Source organism: Streptomyces sp. NBC_01622 (assembly GCF_045209635.1).
Lineage (GTDB): Bacteria > Actinomycetota > Actinomycetes > Streptomycetales > Streptomycetaceae > Streptomyces.
This window is the reverse complement of the sequence record NZ_CP109293.1, coordinates 1907784-1924829: the sequence shown is the minus strand read 5'-3', so window position 1 is coordinate 1924829 and position 17046 is coordinate 1907784. Positions and strand designations below refer to the sequence as shown.

General features: G+C 71.5%; 17 protein-coding genes and 3 tRNA genes. 10 read left to right on the top strand and 10 right to left on the bottom strand.

From position 1 onward, the window contains the following. Positions 1–3 precede the first annotated feature (3 nt). The 4 genes from pcaH to OH768_RS08905 are packed head-to-tail and all read right to left on the bottom strand — an operon-like array spanning position 4 to position 3423. Positions 4–777, bottom strand: a complete 774-nt coding sequence (gene pcaH, locus OH768_RS08920) for a protocatechuate 3,4-dioxygenase subunit beta (protein WP_406451774.1) — start codon at positions 775–777, stop codon at positions 4–6. A gap of 8 nt (positions 778–785) precedes the next feature. Next, complete coding sequence (locus tag OH768_RS08915) at positions 786–2027, bottom strand: thiolase family protein (protein WP_406451772.1); 1242 nt, start codon at positions 2025–2027, stop codon at positions 786–788. Next, a complete protein-coding gene (locus OH768_RS08910) occupies positions 2024–2668 on the bottom strand; it encodes a CoA transferase subunit B (RefSeq protein WP_406451770.1) in 645 nt (214 codons plus the stop codon). Before OH768_RS08910 ends, OH768_RS08915 begins: the two co-directional genes overlap by 4 nt. After that, complete coding sequence (locus OH768_RS08905; protein ID WP_406451768.1) at positions 2668–3423, bottom strand: CoA transferase subunit A; 756 nt, start codon at positions 3421–3423, stop codon at positions 2668–2670. Before OH768_RS08905 ends, OH768_RS08910 begins: the two co-directional genes overlap by 1 nt. A 234-nt stretch (positions 3424–3657) precedes the next feature. Between OH768_RS08905 and OH768_RS08900 the strand changes: the two genes are divergently transcribed. Continuing rightward, a complete protein-coding gene (locus OH768_RS08900; RefSeq protein WP_406451766.1) occupies positions 3658–4122 on the top strand; it encodes a MarR family winged helix-turn-helix transcriptional regulator in 465 nt (154 codons plus the stop codon). A gap of 17 nt (positions 4123–4139) precedes the next feature. Here the strand turns inward: OH768_RS08900 and OH768_RS08895 are convergent, their stop codons facing one another. Beyond that, a complete protein-coding gene (locus tag OH768_RS08895) occupies positions 4140–5144 on the bottom strand; it encodes a DUF3048 domain-containing protein (protein WP_406451764.1) in 1005 nt (334 codons plus the stop codon). A 126-nt stretch (positions 5145–5270) separates the two neighbouring features. After that, complete coding sequence (locus tag OH768_RS08890; protein ID WP_406451762.1) at positions 5271–6341, bottom strand: ATP-dependent DNA ligase; 1071 nt, start codon at positions 6339–6341, stop codon at positions 5271–5273. A 75-nt stretch (positions 6342–6416) separates the two neighbouring features. Here OH768_RS08890 and ligD point away from each other — a divergent pair, with 75 nt between their 5' ends. The 3 genes from ligD (at position 6417) to OH768_RS08875 (ending at position 9497) form a co-directional block, all read left to right on the top strand. Continuing rightward, a complete protein-coding gene (ligD, locus tag OH768_RS08885) occupies positions 6417–7439 on the top strand; it encodes a non-homologous end-joining DNA ligase (protein ID WP_406451760.1) in 1023 nt (340 codons plus the stop codon). A gap of 4 nt (positions 7440–7443) precedes the next feature. Next, positions 7444–8361, top strand: a complete 918-nt coding sequence (locus OH768_RS08880; RefSeq protein WP_406451758.1) for an ornithine cyclodeaminase family protein — start codon at positions 7444–7446, stop codon at positions 8359–8361. An 89-nt stretch (positions 8362–8450) separates the two neighbouring features. Then, complete coding sequence (locus OH768_RS08875) at positions 8451–9497, top strand: LacI family DNA-binding transcriptional regulator (protein WP_406451756.1); 1047 nt, start codon at positions 8451–8453, stop codon at positions 9495–9497. Between the two features lie 22 nt (positions 9498–9519). Here the strand turns inward: OH768_RS08875 and OH768_RS08870 are convergent, their stop codons facing one another. Further along, positions 9520–10311 (bottom strand): VOC family protein, encoded by a 792-nt coding sequence (locus tag OH768_RS08870; protein WP_406451754.1) that lies wholly within the window; start codon positions 10309–10311, stop codon positions 9520–9522. 288 nt (positions 10312–10599) lie between these two features. Here OH768_RS08870 and OH768_RS08865 point away from each other — a divergent pair, with 288 nt between their 5' ends. From OH768_RS08865 to OH768_RS08850, 4 genes are all read left to right on the top strand, one after another. Beyond that, entirely contained in the window at positions 10600–10845 is a 246-nt protein-coding gene (locus OH768_RS08865) for a WhiB family transcriptional regulator (protein ID WP_019069752.1), read from the top strand. Between the two features lie 64 nt (positions 10846–10909). Beyond that, positions 10910–10981: transfer RNA gene (locus OH768_RS08860), tRNA-Ala, on the top strand. Between the two features lie 10 nt (positions 10982–10991). Then, positions 10992–11063 (top strand) — tRNA-Glu (locus OH768_RS08855). A 30-nt stretch (positions 11064–11093) separates the two neighbouring features. Then, entirely contained in the window at positions 11094–12446 is a 1353-nt protein-coding gene (locus tag OH768_RS08850; protein WP_406451752.1) for an SDR family NAD(P)-dependent oxidoreductase, read from the top strand. Here the strand turns inward: OH768_RS08850 and OH768_RS08845 are convergent. Further along, complete coding sequence (locus tag OH768_RS08845; protein ID WP_406451750.1) at positions 12425–13372, bottom strand: hypothetical protein; 948 nt, start codon at positions 13370–13372, stop codon at positions 12425–12427. The two genes, OH768_RS08850 and OH768_RS08845, sit on opposite strands and share 22 nt — an antisense overlap. A 13-nt stretch (positions 13373–13385) precedes the next feature. Here OH768_RS08845 and OH768_RS08840 point away from each other — a divergent pair, with 13 nt between their 5' ends. Then, on the top strand, positions 13386–13667 hold the full coding sequence (locus tag OH768_RS08840; protein ID WP_406451748.1) for a hypothetical protein: 282 nt from the start codon (positions 13386–13388) through the stop codon (positions 13665–13667). On the opposite strand, the gene OH768_RS08835 is transcribed toward OH768_RS08840, so the two are convergent. Both OH768_RS08835 and OH768_RS08830 read right to left on the bottom strand, forming a co-directional pair. Next, positions 13645–15471 (bottom strand): AAA family ATPase, encoded by a 1827-nt coding sequence (locus tag OH768_RS08835; protein ID WP_406451746.1) that lies wholly within the window; start codon positions 15469–15471, stop codon positions 13645–13647. The two genes, OH768_RS08840 and OH768_RS08835, sit on opposite strands and share 23 nt — an antisense overlap. Next, positions 15472–16875: a DUF2201 family putative metallopeptidase gene (locus OH768_RS08830; RefSeq protein ID WP_406451744.1), complete on the bottom strand. Its 1404-nt coding sequence runs from the start codon at positions 16873–16875 to the stop codon at positions 15472–15474. A gap of 91 nt (positions 16876–16966) precedes the next feature. Between OH768_RS08830 and OH768_RS08825 the strand changes: the two genes are divergently transcribed. Then, positions 16967–17042: transfer RNA gene (locus OH768_RS08825), tRNA-Trp, on the top strand. Positions 17043–17046 lie beyond the last annotated feature (4 nt).

Here is a 17046-nt window from a genome sequence, read left to right as displayed (position 1 = left end):
GGGTCAGCATCCTTCTTCGATCCAGGTGGCCTGCGGGCCGTCGAGCACGATGTCCCAGTGGTAGCCCATGGAGAACTCGGGCACGGACAGGCTGTGGTCGTAGGTCGCGACGAGGCGCTGCCGGGCCGCGTCGTCCGTCACCGACTGGATGATCGGGTCGTAGGGGAACAGCGGATCGCTCGGGAAGTACATCTGCGTCACGAGCCGCTGGGTGAACGCCGTGCCGAACATCGAGAAGTGGATGTGCGCCGGGCGCCAGGCGTTGACGTGGTTGCGCCAGGGGTAGGGGCCCGGCTGGATCGTGGTGAAGCGGTAGTTGCCCGCGTCGTCGGTCAATGTGCGCCCGACACCGGTGAAGTTGGGGTCGAGCGGGGCGTCGTGCTGCTCGCGCTGGTGCGCGTAGCGGCCGGCCGAGTTCGCCTGCCAGATCTCCACCAGCTGTCCCCGGACCGGCCGGCCGTCGCGGTCCAACAGCCGTCCGGAGACGGTGATCCGCTCCCCGATCGGCTCCCCGTTGTGCTGCCGCGTCAGGTCGTTGTCGATCTCGGTGATGTCCCGTTCGCCGAAGGCGGGGGAGGCGAGTTCCACCAGCTCCGGGTCCTTCGACACGTCGATGGTGACCGGCGGCTGTTTCGGGTGGCGCAGCAGCGAGGAGCGGTACGGGGCGTAGTCACGGCGCGGATGGTGCTCGACCGGCGCGCCGTCCGCGACCCGCTTCTCGTACGTCGCGTGCTCGGCCGCTATTTCGAGGTCGATGTCGTGCTGGGTGAGAGCCATGGGGGTTCCTACCGTTCGAGGACGAGGGCCAGGCCCTGGCCCACGCCGATGCAGAGGGTGGCGACACCGACTCCCGAGCCCTTGCGGGCGAGTTGGTGGGCGACCGTGCCGGCGAGCCGGGCGCCGGAGGCGCCGAGGGGGTGGCCGAGGGCGATGGCGCCGCCCTGGGGGTTGAGGATCGCCAGGTCGAACTCGGGCCATTCGGCGACGCATCCGAGGACCTGGGCCGCGAATGCCTCGTTGAGTTCGAGGACTGACAGATCGTCAAATCCCTTGCCCGCCTTGGCGAGTGCGCGGTTCACGGCCTCGACGGGGGCGAGTCCGAAGTAGTCCGGGTCGAGCGCGTGCACGCCGGTCGCAGAGACCCGGGCGAGGGGCTGACGGCCGGTGACCCTGAGGCCCTCCTCGTCGGTCAGCAGCAGGGCGGCGGCACCGTCGTTGAGCGGCGAGGCGTTGCCGGCCGTGACCGTCCCTCCCCCAGCCTCCGGCCGGGGGGACCCCCCTCTCGCTTCGCTCCCCGTGCGGAACGACGGCTTGAGCCTGGCCATCGCCGTCAGGGAGGCGTCCGGCCGTACGCATTCGTCGGCGGTGAAGGCGACCGGGTCGCCCTTGCGCTGCGGGACCGGGACGGCGGCGATCTCGCCGTCGAAGAGGCCCGCGGCCTGCGCGTCGGCCGCCTTCCGGTGGCTGGCGAGCGCGAACTCGTCCTGCTGCTCGCGGCTGATCTTGTGCTTGTCGGCGATCAGCTCCGCGCTCTCGCCGAGCGGGATGGTCCACTGTGGGTTCATGGCCGGGTTGACCATGCGCCAGCCGAGCGTGGTCGAGTACAGCTCGGTGTGCCCGGCCGGGAAGGGGCGGTCCGACTTGGGCAGGACGTACGGTGCCCGGGTCATCGACTCCACCCCGCCCGCGACGGCGATGGAGGCGTCCCCGACGGCGATGGCGCGGGCCGCCTGGACGACCGCCTCAAGTCCGGAGGCGCAGAGTCGGTTGACGGTCACGCCCGGCACGGAGGTGGGCAGGCCCGCGAGGAGGCCGGCCATGCGGGCCACGTCGCGGTTCTCCTCGCCGGCGCCGTTGGCGTTGCCGAAGTAGACGTCCTCGATGCGGGCGGGGTCCAAGTCCGGGGTGCGGGCGAGGAGTTCGCGGATGGCGTGGGCCGCCAGGTCGTCGGGGCGGACGGCGGCGAGACCTCCGCTGTACTTGCCGAACGGGGTGCGGACGGCGTCGACGATGTAGACGGTGTTCACAGCAGTCCCTCCGTGATGGTGAGTTCGGCGTCGGTCCTGGCGACGATCTCCTCGACGGTCACGCCGGGCGCGGTCTCGGTCAGCACCAGCCCCTCGGGCGTCACGTCGAGCACGCCGAGATCGGTGATGACCCGGTTCACGCACGCCTTGCCGGTGAGGGGCAGCGCGCACTCCTTGAGGATCTTCGGGGAGCCGTCCTTGGCCACGTGGGTCATCACGACGATGACCGTGCGGGCGCCGTGGACGAGGTCCATCGCCCCGCCGATCCCGGTGATCAGCTTGCCGGGGATCGCCCAGTTCGCGAGGTCGCCGCCGGCCGACACCTGCATCGCGCCCAGCACGGCGACGTCTATGTGACCGCCCCGGATCATCCCGAAGGAGAGCGCGGAGTCGAAGAAGGAGGCGCCGGGCAGGACCGTCACGGTCTCCTTGCCGGCGTTGATCAGATCCGGGTCGACCTGCTCCTCGGTCGGATACGGGCCGGTGCCGAGGATGCCGTTCTCGGATTCGAGGATCACCTCGACGCCCGGGGGGAGGTAGTTGGGGATCAGGGTCGGCAGTCCGATGCCGAGATTGACGTACTGCCCGTCTTCGAGTTCGCGCGCCGCGCGGGCCGCCATCTCTTCCCGTGTCCAGGCCATCAGCTGCTCACCGTCCGCTGCTCGATCCGCTTGTCGGCGGCCTGTTCGGGGGTGAGAGCCACCACGCGCTGCACGAAGATCCCCGGCAGGTGCACCGCGTCCGGGTCGATCGCGCCGGGCTCCACCAGCTCCTCGACCTCGGCGATCGTCACCCTGCCCGCCATGGCGGCGAGGGGGTTGAAGTTGCGGGTGGACTTGTTGAAGACCAGGTTTCCGTGCCGGTCGCCCCTCGCGGCCCGCACCAGGGCGAAGTCGGTGCGGATGCCGCGCTCCAGCACGTACTCGGTGCCGTCGAAGTCCCGCACCTCCTTCGGCGGCGAGGCGAGGGAGACGCCGCCCGAGCCGTCGTAGCGCCAGGGCAGTCCGCCCTCGGCGACCTGGGTGCCGACGCCCGCCGGGGTGTAGAAGGCGGGGATGCCCGCCCCGCCGGCGCGCAGCCGCTCCGCCAGGGTGCCCTGCGGGATCAGCTCGACCTCCAGTTCCCCTGACAGGTACTGGCGGGCGAACTCCTTGTTGGCGCCGATGTAGGAGCCGGTCACGCGGGCGATCCGGCCGGCGGCCAGCAGTACGGCGAGGCCCGACTCCAGCGCCCCGCAGTTGTTGGAGACCACGCCCAGCGAGCCGACCCCGCGCTCGTACAGCGCCTGGATCAGCACGTTCGGTACACCGCTCAGCCCGAAGCCGCCGACGGCCAGGGTCGCTCCGTCCGGCACATCGGCCACTGCCTCCAGGGCTGTGGCGACCACCTTGTCCATCCGTGAAGCTCCGTCCCGTCCGAGCGCCCGGTCAGCAGTCCATGCGGTCAAGATCGCCGCAGTTCGTCAGGGCACTGAGCATTTCGGTGAAGTTTCCTTCACGCTGCCACTGCGGGGCTCTCGCGTCAAGGCCTGGGAGAAGCCCCAGGTCGGCTCCGTGCACAGGCCTGGACTCGGCCCCGGGGCCCCCGGGTATCGTTCAGTGCACGGACGAATATGACTTCGGGAGGGCACATGGGCGCGGTGGACCTCACCATCCACCCCGGGCACCTCGCCCGGCGGCTCCAGCAGGCGCACTACCTGCTGTGGAACACGATGGTCTCCGAGGAGATCACCTCGCCGCAGTTCGCGGTGCTCAACGCGCTCGTCGCCGAACCGGGGCTCGACCAGCGCACCGTGGGCGAGCGGGTGGGCCTCGACCGGTCGACCGTCGCCGAGGTGATCGGCCGGCTGAGCTGCCGCGGTCTCCTCGACAAGGTACGTGACGCGCGCGACGGCCGCCGTTTCCTGCTCTGCCTCACCGACGACGGCCGGCGCGTGCACCGCAAGCTCGCCGTGCGCACGGCCCGGATGAACCAGGTCTTCCTGGCCCCCCTCTCCGCCGAGGAACAGGGAGTCTTCCTCGACCTCATCCAACGCGTCTCGGACGCGGCCGAGGGACTCCGCAACCCCATGGAGCCCCTCGCCGCCCACCGCTGACCCTCGGGCCATCGCTGTCAGGCCTTCGCGAACACCACCCAGACCTGGCCCTTGGCGAAGTTCACGGGCGTGCCGTCGGAGGTGGTGAACTCCGTTCCGCCCGTCGCCTCCGGCCGCTTCCAGTCGACGCCGAAGGTACGGCCGTCCCGCAGCACGTCCGCCTTCCCGGAGCCGACGGTCGAGGTGTACGGCGTGTTGTTGCCGAGGACGTCGTGGTAGACGGACTTGCGGATCTGCACGTACTGGATCACGACCGTCGCCGGGGCCAGCCGCTTGCCGGCGGTCGTCACGGTGGGCGTGCCGTCCTCGGTGACCAGCCAGCGGTGCTGCGACCCGGACCAGGTGAAGGTGAAGCGGGCCGCCGGATAGCGCACGGTGCGGGAGGCGGTGGCCTTGCCGCCCGCGGGGGCCGCGCCGTAGTGGAAACCGGTGGTCAGGGCCGCCGCGCCGGGGGCGGACGAGAGCAGCTTGTCCGGGTGCAGATAGAGGTTGTGCGGGGCGGACTTGTCGACACGCCGGTAGTAGGCGCTCGCCACCTCGTAGGGCGACGCGGACCGCAGCGGCGCCTTGGCGATCAGCGGCAGCAGCTTGTGCTGTGCCCCGGAGAAGGCGAGCGTCGGGTCGTCGAACTGGCGCAGCAGCTCCAGGTCGGACACGCGGGCGCTGCGCACCGGTCCGACGGACTTGGGCAGCTTGGTGGCGAACACCGCCATCAGCCGGCTCAGTCCGCCCTCGACCTGCTCGGCGTAGACGACGTCCGCCGAGTCCAGGCCCGTCTGCGGTCGGGCCGCGGGCACGTTGTCGATCTTCACCGCGAGCACCGGGCCGGCGGCGGGGGCGACCGTGCCGCCCGAGCTCGGGCTCTGGGTAGGGCTCTGGGTGGGGGACTGGGTCCGTCCGCGTCCGTCGTCGACGGTGCCGCCGTGATGCGCCGTGCAGCCCACCGAGAGGGAGGCCGTCATCGTGGCGGCCAGCAGCGCCGCTCGTCTCGCGCCGCGACGCCGGGGCGCCTTCTGTCCCATGCCCACCGTTGCCACCAGTCTGTGTTTTCGATTGTGCGCTTATAAGTTCATTGGTGGCCATACCCGCTCGGTTGTGTTTGTGCGCGTCGAATGGGCGGCTCGGCCCACCGGAAGATCCGGAAGAAGTCAGTCCGGCGGGCCGAGGATCTCCCCGAGGTCGTAGCGGACCGGTTCCTCCAGCTGTGCGTAGGTGCAGCTCTCGGGTGTCCGGTCCGGGCGCCAGCGGCGGAAGCGGGCCGTGTGCCGGAAGCGCGCACCGTTCTCCATGTGGTCGTACGCCACCTCGGCCACCCGCTCCGGCCGCAGCGGCACCCAGGAGAGGTCCTTCTTGCCCGACCAGCGGCTCGGTGCCCCCGGCAGCCGGGCGCTCTCGTGGGCGGCCTCCTCCGCCCAGGCCGCCCACGGATGCCCCGCGGGATCGTCCATGCGCAGCGGCTCCAGCTCCCCGATCAGCTCGGCGCGCCGCTTCATGGTGAAGGCGGCCGACACGCCCACGTGCTGCAGGGTGCCGTGGCCGTCGTAGAGGCCGAGCAGGAGTGAACCCACCACGGGTCCGCTCTTGTGGAGGCGGTAGCCGGCGACCACCACGTCCGCCGTCCGCTCGTGCTTGATCTTGAACATGGCGCGCTCGTCCTGGCGGTAGCGCAGATCCAGCGGCTTCGCCACGACTCCGTCGAGCCCGGCCCCCTCGTACTGCTCGAACCACCGTTGCGCCACCTCGATGTCGGTGGTCGCGGGCGCCAGATGCACGGGCGCGGTCGCGGCCGACAGCGCCCGGGCGAGGAGCGCCCTGCGGTCGGCGAGCGGTACGTCCACGAGCGATTCGTCGGCCAGGGCCAGCAGGTCGAAGGCGACGAAGGAGGCCGGGGTCCGCTCGGCCAGCGTCCGCACCCGCGACTCGGCCGGGTGGATGCGCTCGGTCAGCGCGTCGAAGTCGAGCCGCCCCTCCCGCGCGATCACGATCTCGCCGTCCAGTACGCAGCGTTCCGGCACCCGCTCCTTCAGCGCCTCGACCAGCTCGGGAAAATACCTGGTCAACGGCTTTCCGGTACGGCTGCCCAACTCGACCTCGACGCCGTCGCGGAACACGATCGCCCGGAAGCCGTCCCACTTCGCCTCGTAGTGCATGCCCGGCGGAATCCTCGCCACCGACTTGGCGAGCATGGGCTTCACGGGCGGCATCACCGGCAGATCCATGATTCCGATTCTGCGCTTGTACGCCGCTTGTCGCCCGGTATGCAATGTTCGGACGGCGGGCCTACCGTGGCTCGCATGGGCGAAGCGGTGGAACTGGAGGCGGGCGGCCGGACCGTACGGCTGTCCAGTCCCGACAAGATCTTCTTCCCGGAGCGCGGCTTCACCAAGCTGGACCTCGCCCGCTACTACATCGCGGTCGGCCCCGGAATCCTGCGCGCCCTGCGCAACCGCCCCACCACCCTGGAGCGCTACCCGGACGGGGTCGAGGGCGAGAACTTCTTCCAGAAACGGGCGCCGAAGAACATGCCCGACTGGATCCCGACCGCCCACATCACCTTCCCCAGCGGACGCAGCGCCGACGAGATGTGCCCCACCGAGGAGGCCGCCGTCCTGTGGGCCGCCCAGTACGGCACGCTCACCTTCCACCCCTGGCCCGTGCGCCGCGACGACGTCGACAGCCCCGACGAACTCCGCATCGACCTCGACCCGCAGCCCGGCACCGACTACGACGACGCCGTGCGCGCGGCCCACGAACTCCGCGCCGTACTCGACGAGTTCGGCGGGCTGAAGGGCTTCCCCAAGACCTCCGGCGGACGCGGCCTGCACGTCTTCGTGCCGATCGAACCCAACTGGACCTTCACCCAGGTCCGCCGCGCGGCCATCGCCGTCGGCCGCGAACTGGAACGCCGGATGCCCGAGCAGGTGACGATCAGGTGGTGGAAGGAGGAGCGCGGCGAACGCATCTTCGTCGACTACAACCAGACCGCCCGCGACCGCACCATCGCCTCCGCCTATTCCGTACGGCCCCGCCCGCACGCCCCGGTCTCGGCCCCCCTGCGCTGGGACGAGGTCGGCACGGCGCACCCCCGCGACTTCGACCTCGCGACCATGCCGGCCCGTTTCGCCCGACTCGGCGACGTGCACGCCGACATGGACGACCACCGCTACTCCCTCGACGCCCTCCTCGAACTGGCCCGCCGCGACGAACACGACCACGGACTCGGCGATCTGCCGTACCCGCCGGAGTACCCGAAGATGCCGGGGGAGCCCAAGCGGGTGCAGCCGAGCCGCGCGAAGAAGGATCCCGAGGGATCCTGAACGGATGACCCGCCTGCTGACGCGAAGGGACCTCGACGCCCTCCTGGAGCCCGCGGCCTGCCTCGCCGCGCTGCGCGACGGCTTCCTCGCCATGGGGACTGCGATGGCGGTCCCGGGCCAACGGTTGCGCACCGACCCGCCGTTCCCCGGTACCGCCACCGCCGTCCTCCCCGGCATCGAGGCCTACACGGTGAAGGTCGACGCCAAGTCCCCAGACGCACAGCCCGTGTCGAGGGGCGTGATCTGCCTGCGCAGCGCTGCGAACGGGGAGTTGCTGGCCCTCCTCGACTCGGCGACGGTGACCGCGTGGCGGACCGGACTGGCGGCGGCACTGGGCACCCACGTTCTGGCGGACCCGGCGGAGGACGCGGTGGTGGGGGTGATCGGCACCGGTGCGCAGACCGAGCTGATGCTCCGGGGGCTGGACGTCCTGCGGCCGTACGGTCAACTCCTCGTCCACGACACGGACTTCGACCGCGCGACCGAGTTCGCCGTACAGCGCGGCGGCAAGGTGCTGGGCTCGGCGACGGAGATCGCCTCGGCCGCCGACATCGTGCTCCTCGCGACCTGGTCCCGCACCCCGCCGCTGACCCTCGCGGACACCCGGGAGGGACAGCACCTCACGAGCCTGGGCGCCGACGAGCCCGGCAAGCGGGAACTGGCCGCCGATCTGCTCGACGCGGCGCTGGTCGTCGTGGACGACCGCCAACTGGTCGCGGCAGTAGGCGCGTTGGCCTCACCGGACATCGACACCACACTCGGGGACGTACTCCGCGGCACCCACCCGGGCCGGGCCGACGCCACCATCCGTTCCGTCTACGCTCCCGTCGGCCTGCCCTGGCAGGACCTGGCACTTGCCTGGCCGGCCTACGAGCGGGCGGAGCGGGACGGGGTCGGACGGCGGGTGAATCTGCCGGGATGAGCAAGGGGATCCCGTCGGGTTGGGAGCGCTCTCACCGTCTGCTTCGCCCGCGGCTATCCTGATCCGCAGCATCGAGGAGGGGTCCAGAAGTGACCGAGACAGCACCGCGACCCACGCTGGAGGCCGTGGCCGCGCGGGCGGGGGTGTCGCGGGCCACCGTGTCCCGGGTGGTCAACGGCGGGGACGGGGTGCGGGAATCGCTCGTCGAACGGGTCCGGCAGGCCGTCGAGGAACTCGGCTACGTCCCCAACCAGGCCGCCCGCAGCCTGGTGACCAGGCGGCACGACGCCATCGCCGTGGTGATCGCCGAACCGGAGACCCGGGTCTTCGCCGACCCCTTCTTCGCCATGCAACTCCGGGGCATCAGCAAGGAGTTGACCGCCCACGACTCCCAGCTCGTACTGCTCCTCACGGAGGGCCGCGCCGACCACGCCCGCGTCGGCCGCTACCTCGCCGGCGGACATGTGGACGGCGCGCTCGTCTTCTCCCTCCACCTCGACGACCCGCTGCCCGGACTGATCCAACGGGCCGGTGTCCCCACGGTGTTCGGCGGCCGGCCCTGCTGGAGCGAGGGGACCCGCGCGTCCGGGCCCACCGTGTACGTCGACTGCGACAACCGGGGCGGTGCCCGCGAGGCCGTACGGCATCTCGTCGGGCTCGGCCGCACCCGGATCGCGCACATCACCGGCGCGCTCGACCAGACGTCCGCGGTGGACCGGCTCGACGGGTTCCGGGACGTCATGGTCGACGTCGACCCCCGGCTGATCGTCGAGAGCGACTTCACGCCCGGCGGCGGTGAGCGCGCCATGCGGGAACTGCTCGACCGCTGCCCCGACGTGGACGCCGTGTTCGCCGCCAACGACCTCACCGCCTACGGTGCCCTGAAGGTGCTGCGCGAGGAGGGGCTGCGGGTGCCCGAGGACGTGGCCGTGATCGGCTTCGACGACATGCTGCCGGTCGCCGAGCAGACCGAGCCGCCGCTCACGACGGTCCGTCAGGACATAGAGGAGATGGGCCGGCTGATGGCCCGCCTGCTGCTGCGCGGCCTCGACCGCCGGGCCACCAGCGAGGGCGTCGGAGGCGCGCCGTCCAGTGTGATCCTGCCGACCACATTGGTCCGCCGCGCCTCCGCGTAGGCCTGCCCCCGGGGTCGCTCCGTCAGCTCTGCGGCGGCTCGCTCCTGATGATGGCGAAGCGGGCGCCGTGCGGGTCGGTGAGCTGGGCCATGCGGCCGACGCCCTCCATGGTGGCGGCGGGCACGGTGACCTTGCCGCCGGTCTCCAGCGCCTTGGCCACGGTGGCGTCCACGTCGGCGACCTCGAAGTAGGCCAGCCAGTACGCCCCCGAGGCCGCCCCGGTCGCGTCGAAGTCGAGCGGGACGACACCGCCGAACATCGCCTCCTCACCGGCACCCGCCGGGTTGAGACAGGTGTAGTCACCGCCGGGCATGGGGGCGGCCGAGGTCTCCAGGCCGAGCGAGGAGTGGTAGAAAGCGGCAGCCGCGGCGACGTCCGGTGTGTACAGCTCCACCCAGGTCAGCGAACCCGGGTCGCCCGCCACGTCGACACCCTTGGTCCGGCCCGGCTGCCAGATGCCGAACGCGGCGCCCGCCGGGTCCCTGAGGACCGCCATGTGCCCCTCGCCCATCACGTCCATCGGCTGGAACAGGACCGCTCCGTGCGCCTGTTCCACCGTCTTGGCCGTGGCCTCCGCGTCCGGGCTCTGGAAGTACACGGTCCACGCGGACGAGTCGTGCTCCGGGGGCAGCGGCATGCCGCCGGCGACCGTCCTGCCGTCCAGTTGGAAGAAGCCGTAGCCGCCGGCCTCGGGTCCCGCGGACTGGAACTCCCAGCCGAAGAGACCGCCGTAGAAGGAGATGGCGCCGTCGATGTCGGGTGAGCCGACGTCAAGCCAGTTGGGAGCGCCGTTGACGAAACGAGTGGTGAGCATCTTTGCCCTCCTCATTGAAGGGTCCCGTACTTGAGGGGGCCCGTTCTCTGCACTGCCGAGTCTTGCACCGCCCACTGACAATCGCTGCCGGTGTGGCGTGGTGAGTCGGCTCGACCGTTTTGTTCACCCTCGGTGACCGCAGAAGTTCTCCGTGTTTTCCTCCGGTTCCGCGCGCCGCCGTGCGCCGGTTCCGGCGCGGCGCCACCATCGGGGTGGCCGGAGGCCTCGGAGCGCGGCGTTGATCCCGCGTTGATCGAACGTTTTTCACCGCACGGCACGCTCCTGGGCATGCACATCGACACGATCACCGCGCCCGACCTGGACTGGCAGCAGGAGGCGTTGTGCGCGCAGACCGGGGCGGACTTCTTCTTCCCCGAGCCCGGCAGCTCCGTCCGGGAGGCCAAACGCATCTGCGGCATGTGCCCCATCCGCTCCGTCTGCCTGGAGTACGCCCTCGACAACGACGAACGCTTCGGCGTGTGGGGCGGCCTCTCGGAGAAGGAGCGCCTGGAGCTCAGGCGCTCCTCGCGCTGACCGGGACCGGGGCGTTTACCGATGTCTCTCGCTCGGGGGAGTGCGGCTAGGATCCGGGGGCGCACCCGGGCGTAGCGCAGAGGCAGGCGCACGTCTTGGCAAGACGATCACATCGGTTCGAATCCGATCCCCGGGCTGCGTTCGGGGGCCCTGTAGAGCAGAGGCAGACTCGCCGCCTTCTCAGGGCGGTCACGCCGGTTCGAATCCGGCCGGGGCCCACTTTCGGAGCACGGCCGGGGCGGGAACCGATGACCGACGAGGGCGGGATCACCGAGGCGGAACTCGCGGCCTTCCACCACGCGGTGGGCAGGCTGCGGGAGTTGCCCGTCGACGATCCGGTGCGGTTGCGCGCGGAGCAGGTCGCCGCGTCCTTCGCCCGGGACGGGCGGCTGCGGCGCCGCAAGGCGCGCGGCGCCGACGTGTCCGCGGCCGACGCCGCGGCGATGGCCGCGACGGCGACGGGCGCGGCGGACCGCCGTGAGGACGCCGCGCTGCGCGCGACGGGCGAGACGGTTCATGGGGATGCCGGTGGTGTCTACCGCAAGCCGCGCGGTTGCTATGTCTGCAAGTCCCCCTATCGACAGGTGGATTCGTTCTACCACCGGCTCTGCCCCGAGTGCGCCGCCGACAACACCGCCCGCCGTGCGCTGAGTACGGATCTGAGCGGGCGCCGGGTGCTGCTCACCGGCGGGCGGGTGAAGATCGGTTTCCAGCTGGCCCTGATGATGCTGCGGGACGGCGCGGAGGTGCAGGTCACCTCGCGGTTCCCGCATGACACCGTACGCCGGTTCCGTGCGGAGTCCGGCAGCGAGAAGTGGCTCGATCGGCTGAGAGTGCTCGCCGTGGACCTCCGCGACCCGCGCCAGGTCCTCGGCCTGTGCGAGGAGTTGAGGCAGACCGGCGAACCGCTCGACATCCTCGTCAACAACGCCGCGCAGACCGTACGGCGGTCCCCGCAGTCGTACTCCCTGCTGGCCGCAGGGGAGCGCGACGCACTGCCCGAAGGGGCCCGGCAGGCACCGGGGTTCACACCGATGCGGATGCTCGCGGACGGGGCCTCGGCGCTGCCCGTCGTCCTCCGCGAGGCCGACGAGGCCGGACTGCTGCCCGACCCTTCCCCGGAGAACTCCTGGTCGGCACGGCTCGGCGCCCTGGACCCGGCCGAGGTCCTGGAGACCCAGCTCGTCAATGCCCTCGCCCCCGCCCTGCTCTGCGACCGGCTGCTGCCCCTGCTGCTCGCCTCGCCGCGTCCGCGCCGGTACGTCGTCAACGTGACCGCCGTAGAGGGCCGGTTCGCCGTCCGCAACAAGACGGCCGGACACCCGCACACCAACATGGCCAAGGCCGCGCTCAACATGCTCACCCGCACCAGCGCCGCCGAACTCGCCGAACGGGGCGTCCACATGTGCGCCGTCGACACGGGCTGGATCACCGACGAGAACCCCGCCCCCAAGAAGAGCCGCATGGCCGGGGCCGGCTTCCGCACACCGCTGGACATCGTGGACGGCGCGGCCCGCGTCTACGACCCGATCGTGCGCGGTGAGTCGGGGGACCCGGTGTCCGGGGTGTTCCTCAAGGACTATCGGGAGGCGGCGTGGTGAGCGGGGACAGGGAGGACACGGGCGCGGTCGGCTTCGCCGGGGTGGTTTACGTCCCGCCGCGTCCGGTCGCCGAACTCGGGCCGCTGCTCGACTGGTTGCGGGCCGGGCGGCCGGCCGGGGAGCGGCTGGACTTCGTCGTGGGAACGGCGCTGCCGGACGGGCGGCTCGATCTGTGCAAGCAGGGCCTGGGTGCGGAGGGCGCCGCCCGCGTCGCCGAGGCACTGGCCCAAGGTCCTTCGCCCGTACGGCACTTGCTGCTCGGTACGGACGGGCTCGGTGACGAGGGTGCCGAGGTCGTGGCCGGTGGGAGCGGTGAGGTCGAGACGCTCTACCTGGGCTGCAACGGGATCACGGCCGGCGGTGCCTGCCGGATCGCCGACCAGTTGCGTGCCTCGCCGCAGGTCGTGACCGGGGTGTGGCTCAAGCGCAATCCGCTGGGCAGCGGCGGTGGGCGGGCGGCGGCCGAACTCATCGAGTCCGCGCGGTCGTTGCGCACGCTGGACCTCGTGCAGACCGGGCTCGACCCCGAGGGCGTGACCGTCCTCGCCGATGCGCTGCTCGCCGCTGCCGGAGATGGGCGGCGCATCGAACGCGTCTTCATCGGCGGCAACCCGCTCGGTGCGGACGGCGCGACACCCCTCGCCGCCGTCCTCGCCGAGGGCGCGATCGACGAACTCTACGTATCCGCCGCCCGGTTGGGCGACGAGGGCGCCCTCCAGCTGGCCGACGCCCTGGAACAGGCACCGTACGGACGACTCGCGCGGCTGTCCGTCGCCAGCAACGGCATCGGTCCGCGGGCCGCGGCACGGCTGGTGACGGCGGCCACCGCGGCCGGGGTCGCCCTGCTGGACCTCGGCCGGGTCCGGGCGGCGGCGGTGCTGGGCGCGGCCGACAACCACGTCGATCTGTCCGCCGCCGAGACCCATCGCCCACACGCTCGTGGCCGCCGAGCACCGCCTCACCCACCTCGTCCTGTCCCACACCGGGATGCGCAGCCGCGAGGCCCACCGCCTCCTCGACACGGCACCCCGCGCGCTCACCCCCACCCGCTTCGTCCTCGGCCAGGGCATCGCCGCCAGCGTCAAGCGCCGCCTGGAGACCCTCACCGCCCACCTCCCGGCACCGGCGCCCGCCCCCGACGTGGCCGCCGTACGCAGCGTGCACCGCACGGCACGGCCGGGAGAGGCCGAGCACGGGGTCAGCGACGCGCCATCCCGGTGAATATGTCGGTCCAGAACCGCTGTTGCTGTACCGACGCCCCCACCAGATACGTGGCCCGGAGCTTCGCCGGGAGCAGGGCCACCATGCGGGCCACCGCCGCGCGGTGCTTCTTCAGCTGCGACAACTCCGCGTTGGCGAGGATCTGGTGGACCACGTCGCTGTCGTCGCCGCCCTCGTCGGTGTGCTCGGCGGCGCGGCGCAGCCGGGCCTCCCAGTGGTCCGCGTCCCGGGCCAGTTCGCGCAGGCCGGTCACCGGGCGGCCCTTGAAGCGGTCGATCAGGGCGGTGAGCGGCACGGGCGCGTACTCGCCGTCGCCGAGATAGACCGTCGCCATCTCCAGCGGCAACCCCTTGCGGTGCAGCTTGATGAGCCGCTCCAGGGTGCGCTTGGTGATCCAGGCGCGGCCGTCGTCGTCGATGTCGTGCTTCCACCACTCCAGCACCGTCTCGGCGTCCGCGCCGTACCGCGCGAGCAGCCACTCGTTGGCGGGGATGTCCTCGGGCTCCACCGTCAGCGAGGCCGTGAACCGGGTCGCCTGGGCGATGTTGTTGCGCGAGACCAGCAGCTTGCGGCCGAGGTGGTACGGCGGGTTCTGGACGGCGATCTGCGCCCGCAGGTTCTCGATGCGCCGGCCGGCGAGGGACCACTCCTGGGTGATCTCCATGAGCCTGGCGAACGCGGCCTTGTCCTTGGGGCGGTTGTACTCGTCCCACACGATCGCCTTCGGGTCCGGCCCGGTGAAGTTCGCGGCCAGCAGGTTGTCCAGGGTGCCGCCCGGCGACGGGATCGGCGCGCACAGGTCCTCGACGTTCGTCACCGGCAGCGAGAAGTACAGCGGCTCCCGGCCCAGGCCCGCGCGGACCGTCTCCCGGACCAGCTCCGTCTTGCCGCAGCCGGGCGGACCTTGCAGCAGCACCGTCCAGCGGTTGCGCAGCGCGGCCCGCACCACCTGCCGTACCGGGTCCGGAATCGTGGCCGGGTTGGGCACGCCGAGGGCCTGGGCGAGGCGGTCGAGGATCTCCGCCGTGCGGTTCTGGCCGGGTTTTCCGTCGGGGCCCGGCTCGGCCAGCCGCAGCCGCTCGCCGTCGATCAGGGGCAGGCCCCAGCGGAGCGGGAAGCCCTCCTTCGCGTTGGCCAGGACATGGTCCAGCGTGCGCGGGGACAGCAGCTCGCGCAGCGCGGGGGAGAGCGACGCCCACACGGCGAACACCGGAATCAGGTCCCAGGGGCGGTACTTGGCGGCGAGATGCCGACGCCAGGACGTGTCGTTCGCCGTGATCCGCATCGTGACCATGCGGTCGAGGAGCGCGAGGTCGCCGCGCCGGGCCGAGGTCTCGGACAGCGACTCGTTGTCCGTGAGGAAGACACCGACGCAGCCCAGCGCCCGCAGATCGTGCTCACCGAGCGTCCAGTTGCAGGCGATCTGCATCAGCTGCGACTGGACCGTGTCGCCCGCCTGCAGCGAGTCGTCGATCAGCAGCACGAACGGCGTGCCCGGCTTCAACTGGCTCATCACCAGCTGCCGCAGCACCAGTTCACCGGTGTGCGGGTCCCGCACCGGCGCGTTGATCAGCAGGTCGTCCGGCGTCAGGTTCGCCGCCGGGACGTACACCAGCGCGGTGCCCGGGTGCGCGCGGCCGATGTGGGAGAAGAACGTCGCCGTCTTGCCGATGCCGTGCTCGCCGAAGATCTGCCCGGTCTGCCCCAGGTCGATCAGCGCGTCGATGAAGGACTCCAGACGCGACAGCTCACGCCGGTCGCGCTTGCCCTCGGCTGCCGTCAACTGCCCTGTCTCCGTGCTCATTTACCGCGATCCTGTCGTGACGCGATGGCAGTCCATCGCCGGGGTGTGCGTCTCGGGCCACTCGCTGCCGCCCTCGGTGATCAGCCAGATCCACTTGTCCGGCTCGGCGGGTGCGATCGGCGGCGCGTACCCGTCGGTGAGCATCACGACCGCGTCCGGAGTGACGTCGAACCGGCGGCCGTTCACCTCCGTGCGCCCCTCCACGTAGTCCGCGACCACCTGGAAACTCGTGCCGCCACCGCCGTAGACCCGCTCGCCCGGTACGAACGGCATCACAACGGCGTCGAACGACAGCCAGTGGGCCTCGACTCCGTCGATCCGGCCGACGAGTTCGGTGAGCCAGGTGATCACGTGCTGGGGCATCGAGCCCGAGGTGTCATAGGCGATGACCAGGACCTTGTCACGGACCGGGCCGCGGCGCGAGAGCATCGGGTCCTGGCCGAGGGCCGCGAGCAGGGCGCCGCGCTTCTTCGGGTACACCAGCCGCTCGCCGTCGCGCAGCTTCGAGCCGAGGACGTCGACCAGCCAGCGCTGCCACCAGTGGACCGCACGCGTGCGTGCCGTCTCGCCGCGCAGGACGCCCGCGCCGAGGTTCCCCCAGATCCGGGCGGCCCGCGCGGAACCGTCCTCCGTACGACCCATCAGGTCGAGCAACTCCCGCTCCGCGCCCGCGTGTCCGCGCCGCGCCGCCAGCAGGGAGTTCAGCAGCGCGGACGACACCACCGCGTCCACCGTCTCCTGGTCGGCCGGTACACCACCGTCCACCAGGTGCGCGCACAGCCGCCGCCCCGGGACAGGAGGATGCGCCATGCGCTTCAGCTCGCCGTAGACCTTCATGTCGGTGGCGACGAACTCCTCGTAGGGGATGGGCTCCAGGCCCTGCGCGGTGAGGTCGTCCTGGTACAAGCCGTGGATCCGCCGTGGGTCGATGCCCGTCGGGCGGCCGTCCAGCAGGGGCAGGCCGGGGCGGCCGAGCCGGACCAGGGCGACATGGTTGATGGAGACCTCGGCGGCCAGCTCGAACACCGGGTCCTCGCGCAGCTCGGGGTCGGCGAACAGGTGCCGCTGCACCAGGTGGCGGGCCTCGTGGAAGAGGACGAACTTCACGCCGTCCAGGCCGAGTCGGACGAAGAAGTCCGGGTTGAAGAGCAGCAGACAGGAGCCGTCGCCGGAGGCGACCACGGCCGCGGTGTCCACCGCCGTGGTCGGGATCTGGTGATGGCACTTCGCGTACAGCCAGGACGCCACCGCCGACTCGGTCAGGCCGAAGTCCAGCAGTGCGGCCTCCTTCAGCCGCCGCGCCTCGGCGACCGTCGACGCCTCAGCCGGCCGGTACCGCTCCAGCGCCCTGCGGTCGGCCAGATCGACCACAGGGGTACGCCGACCCCGCTCCCCGTACGCCATCCCGCGCCCCCCGCGCCGCAGTTCCCCCGATGGCTCATTGGTACCAGGCCCCACTGACATCGGGCCAAGGCATTACGCTCTGGCCCCAAGGGCGGGGTCGTAGCGCAGAGGCAGGCGCACCGGTCTCCAGAACCGGGGCACGCTGGTTCGAATCCAGCCGCCCCGCCCGGC

What these genes read in the sequence shown, in the direction of transcription:
- OH768_RS08910 (WP_406451770.1), bottom strand. Translation starts at nt 2,668, where the DNA reads ATGGCCTGGACACGGGAAGAGATGGCGGCCCGCGCGGCGCGCGAACTC.
- ligD (WP_406451760.1), top strand. Translation starts at nt 6,417, where the DNA reads ATGGGCGAAGCGGTGGAACTGGAGGCGGGCGGCCGGACCGTACGGCTG.
- pcaH (WP_406451774.1), bottom strand. Translation starts at nt 777, where the DNA reads ATGGCTCTCACCCAGCACGACATCGACCTCGAAATAGCGGCCGAGCAC.
- OH768_RS08880 (WP_406451758.1), top strand. Translation starts at nt 7,444, where the DNA reads ATGACCCGCCTGCTGACGCGAAGGGACCTCGACGCCCTCCTGGAGCCC.
- OH768_RS08900 (WP_406451766.1), top strand. Translation starts at nt 3,658, where the DNA reads ATGGGCGCGGTGGACCTCACCATCCACCCCGGGCACCTCGCCCGGCGG.
- OH768_RS08830 (WP_406451744.1), bottom strand. Translation starts at nt 16,875, where the DNA reads ATGGCGTACGGGGAGCGGGGTCGGCGTACCCCTGTGGTCGATCTGGCC.
- OH768_RS08850 (WP_406451752.1), top strand. Translation starts at nt 11,094, where the DNA reads ATGACCGACGAGGGCGGGATCACCGAGGCGGAACTCGCGGCCTTCCAC.
- OH768_RS08845 (WP_406451750.1), bottom strand. Translation starts at nt 13,372, where the DNA reads ATGGGTCTCGGCGGCGGACAGATCGACGTGGTTGTCGGCCGCGCCCAG.
- OH768_RS08890 (WP_406451762.1), bottom strand. Translation starts at nt 6,341, where the DNA reads ATGGATCTGCCGGTGATGCCGCCCGTGAAGCCCATGCTCGCCAAGTCG.
- OH768_RS08905 (WP_406451768.1), bottom strand. Translation starts at nt 3,423, where the DNA reads ATGGACAAGGTGGTCGCCACAGCCCTGGAGGCAGTGGCCGATGTGCCG.
- OH768_RS08835 (WP_406451746.1), bottom strand. Translation starts at nt 15,471, where the DNA reads ATGAGCACGGAGACAGGGCAGTTGACGGCAGCCGAGGGCAAGCGCGAC.
- OH768_RS08870 (WP_406451754.1), bottom strand. Translation starts at nt 10,311, where the DNA reads ATGCTCACCACTCGTTTCGTCAACGGCGCTCCCAACTGGCTTGACGTC.
- OH768_RS08895 (WP_406451764.1), bottom strand. Translation starts at nt 5,144, where the DNA reads ATGGGACAGAAGGCGCCCCGGCGTCGCGGCGCGAGACGAGCGGCGCTG.
- OH768_RS08865 (WP_019069752.1), top strand. Translation starts at nt 10,600, where the DNA reads ATGCACATCGACACGATCACCGCGCCCGACCTGGACTGGCAGCAGGAG.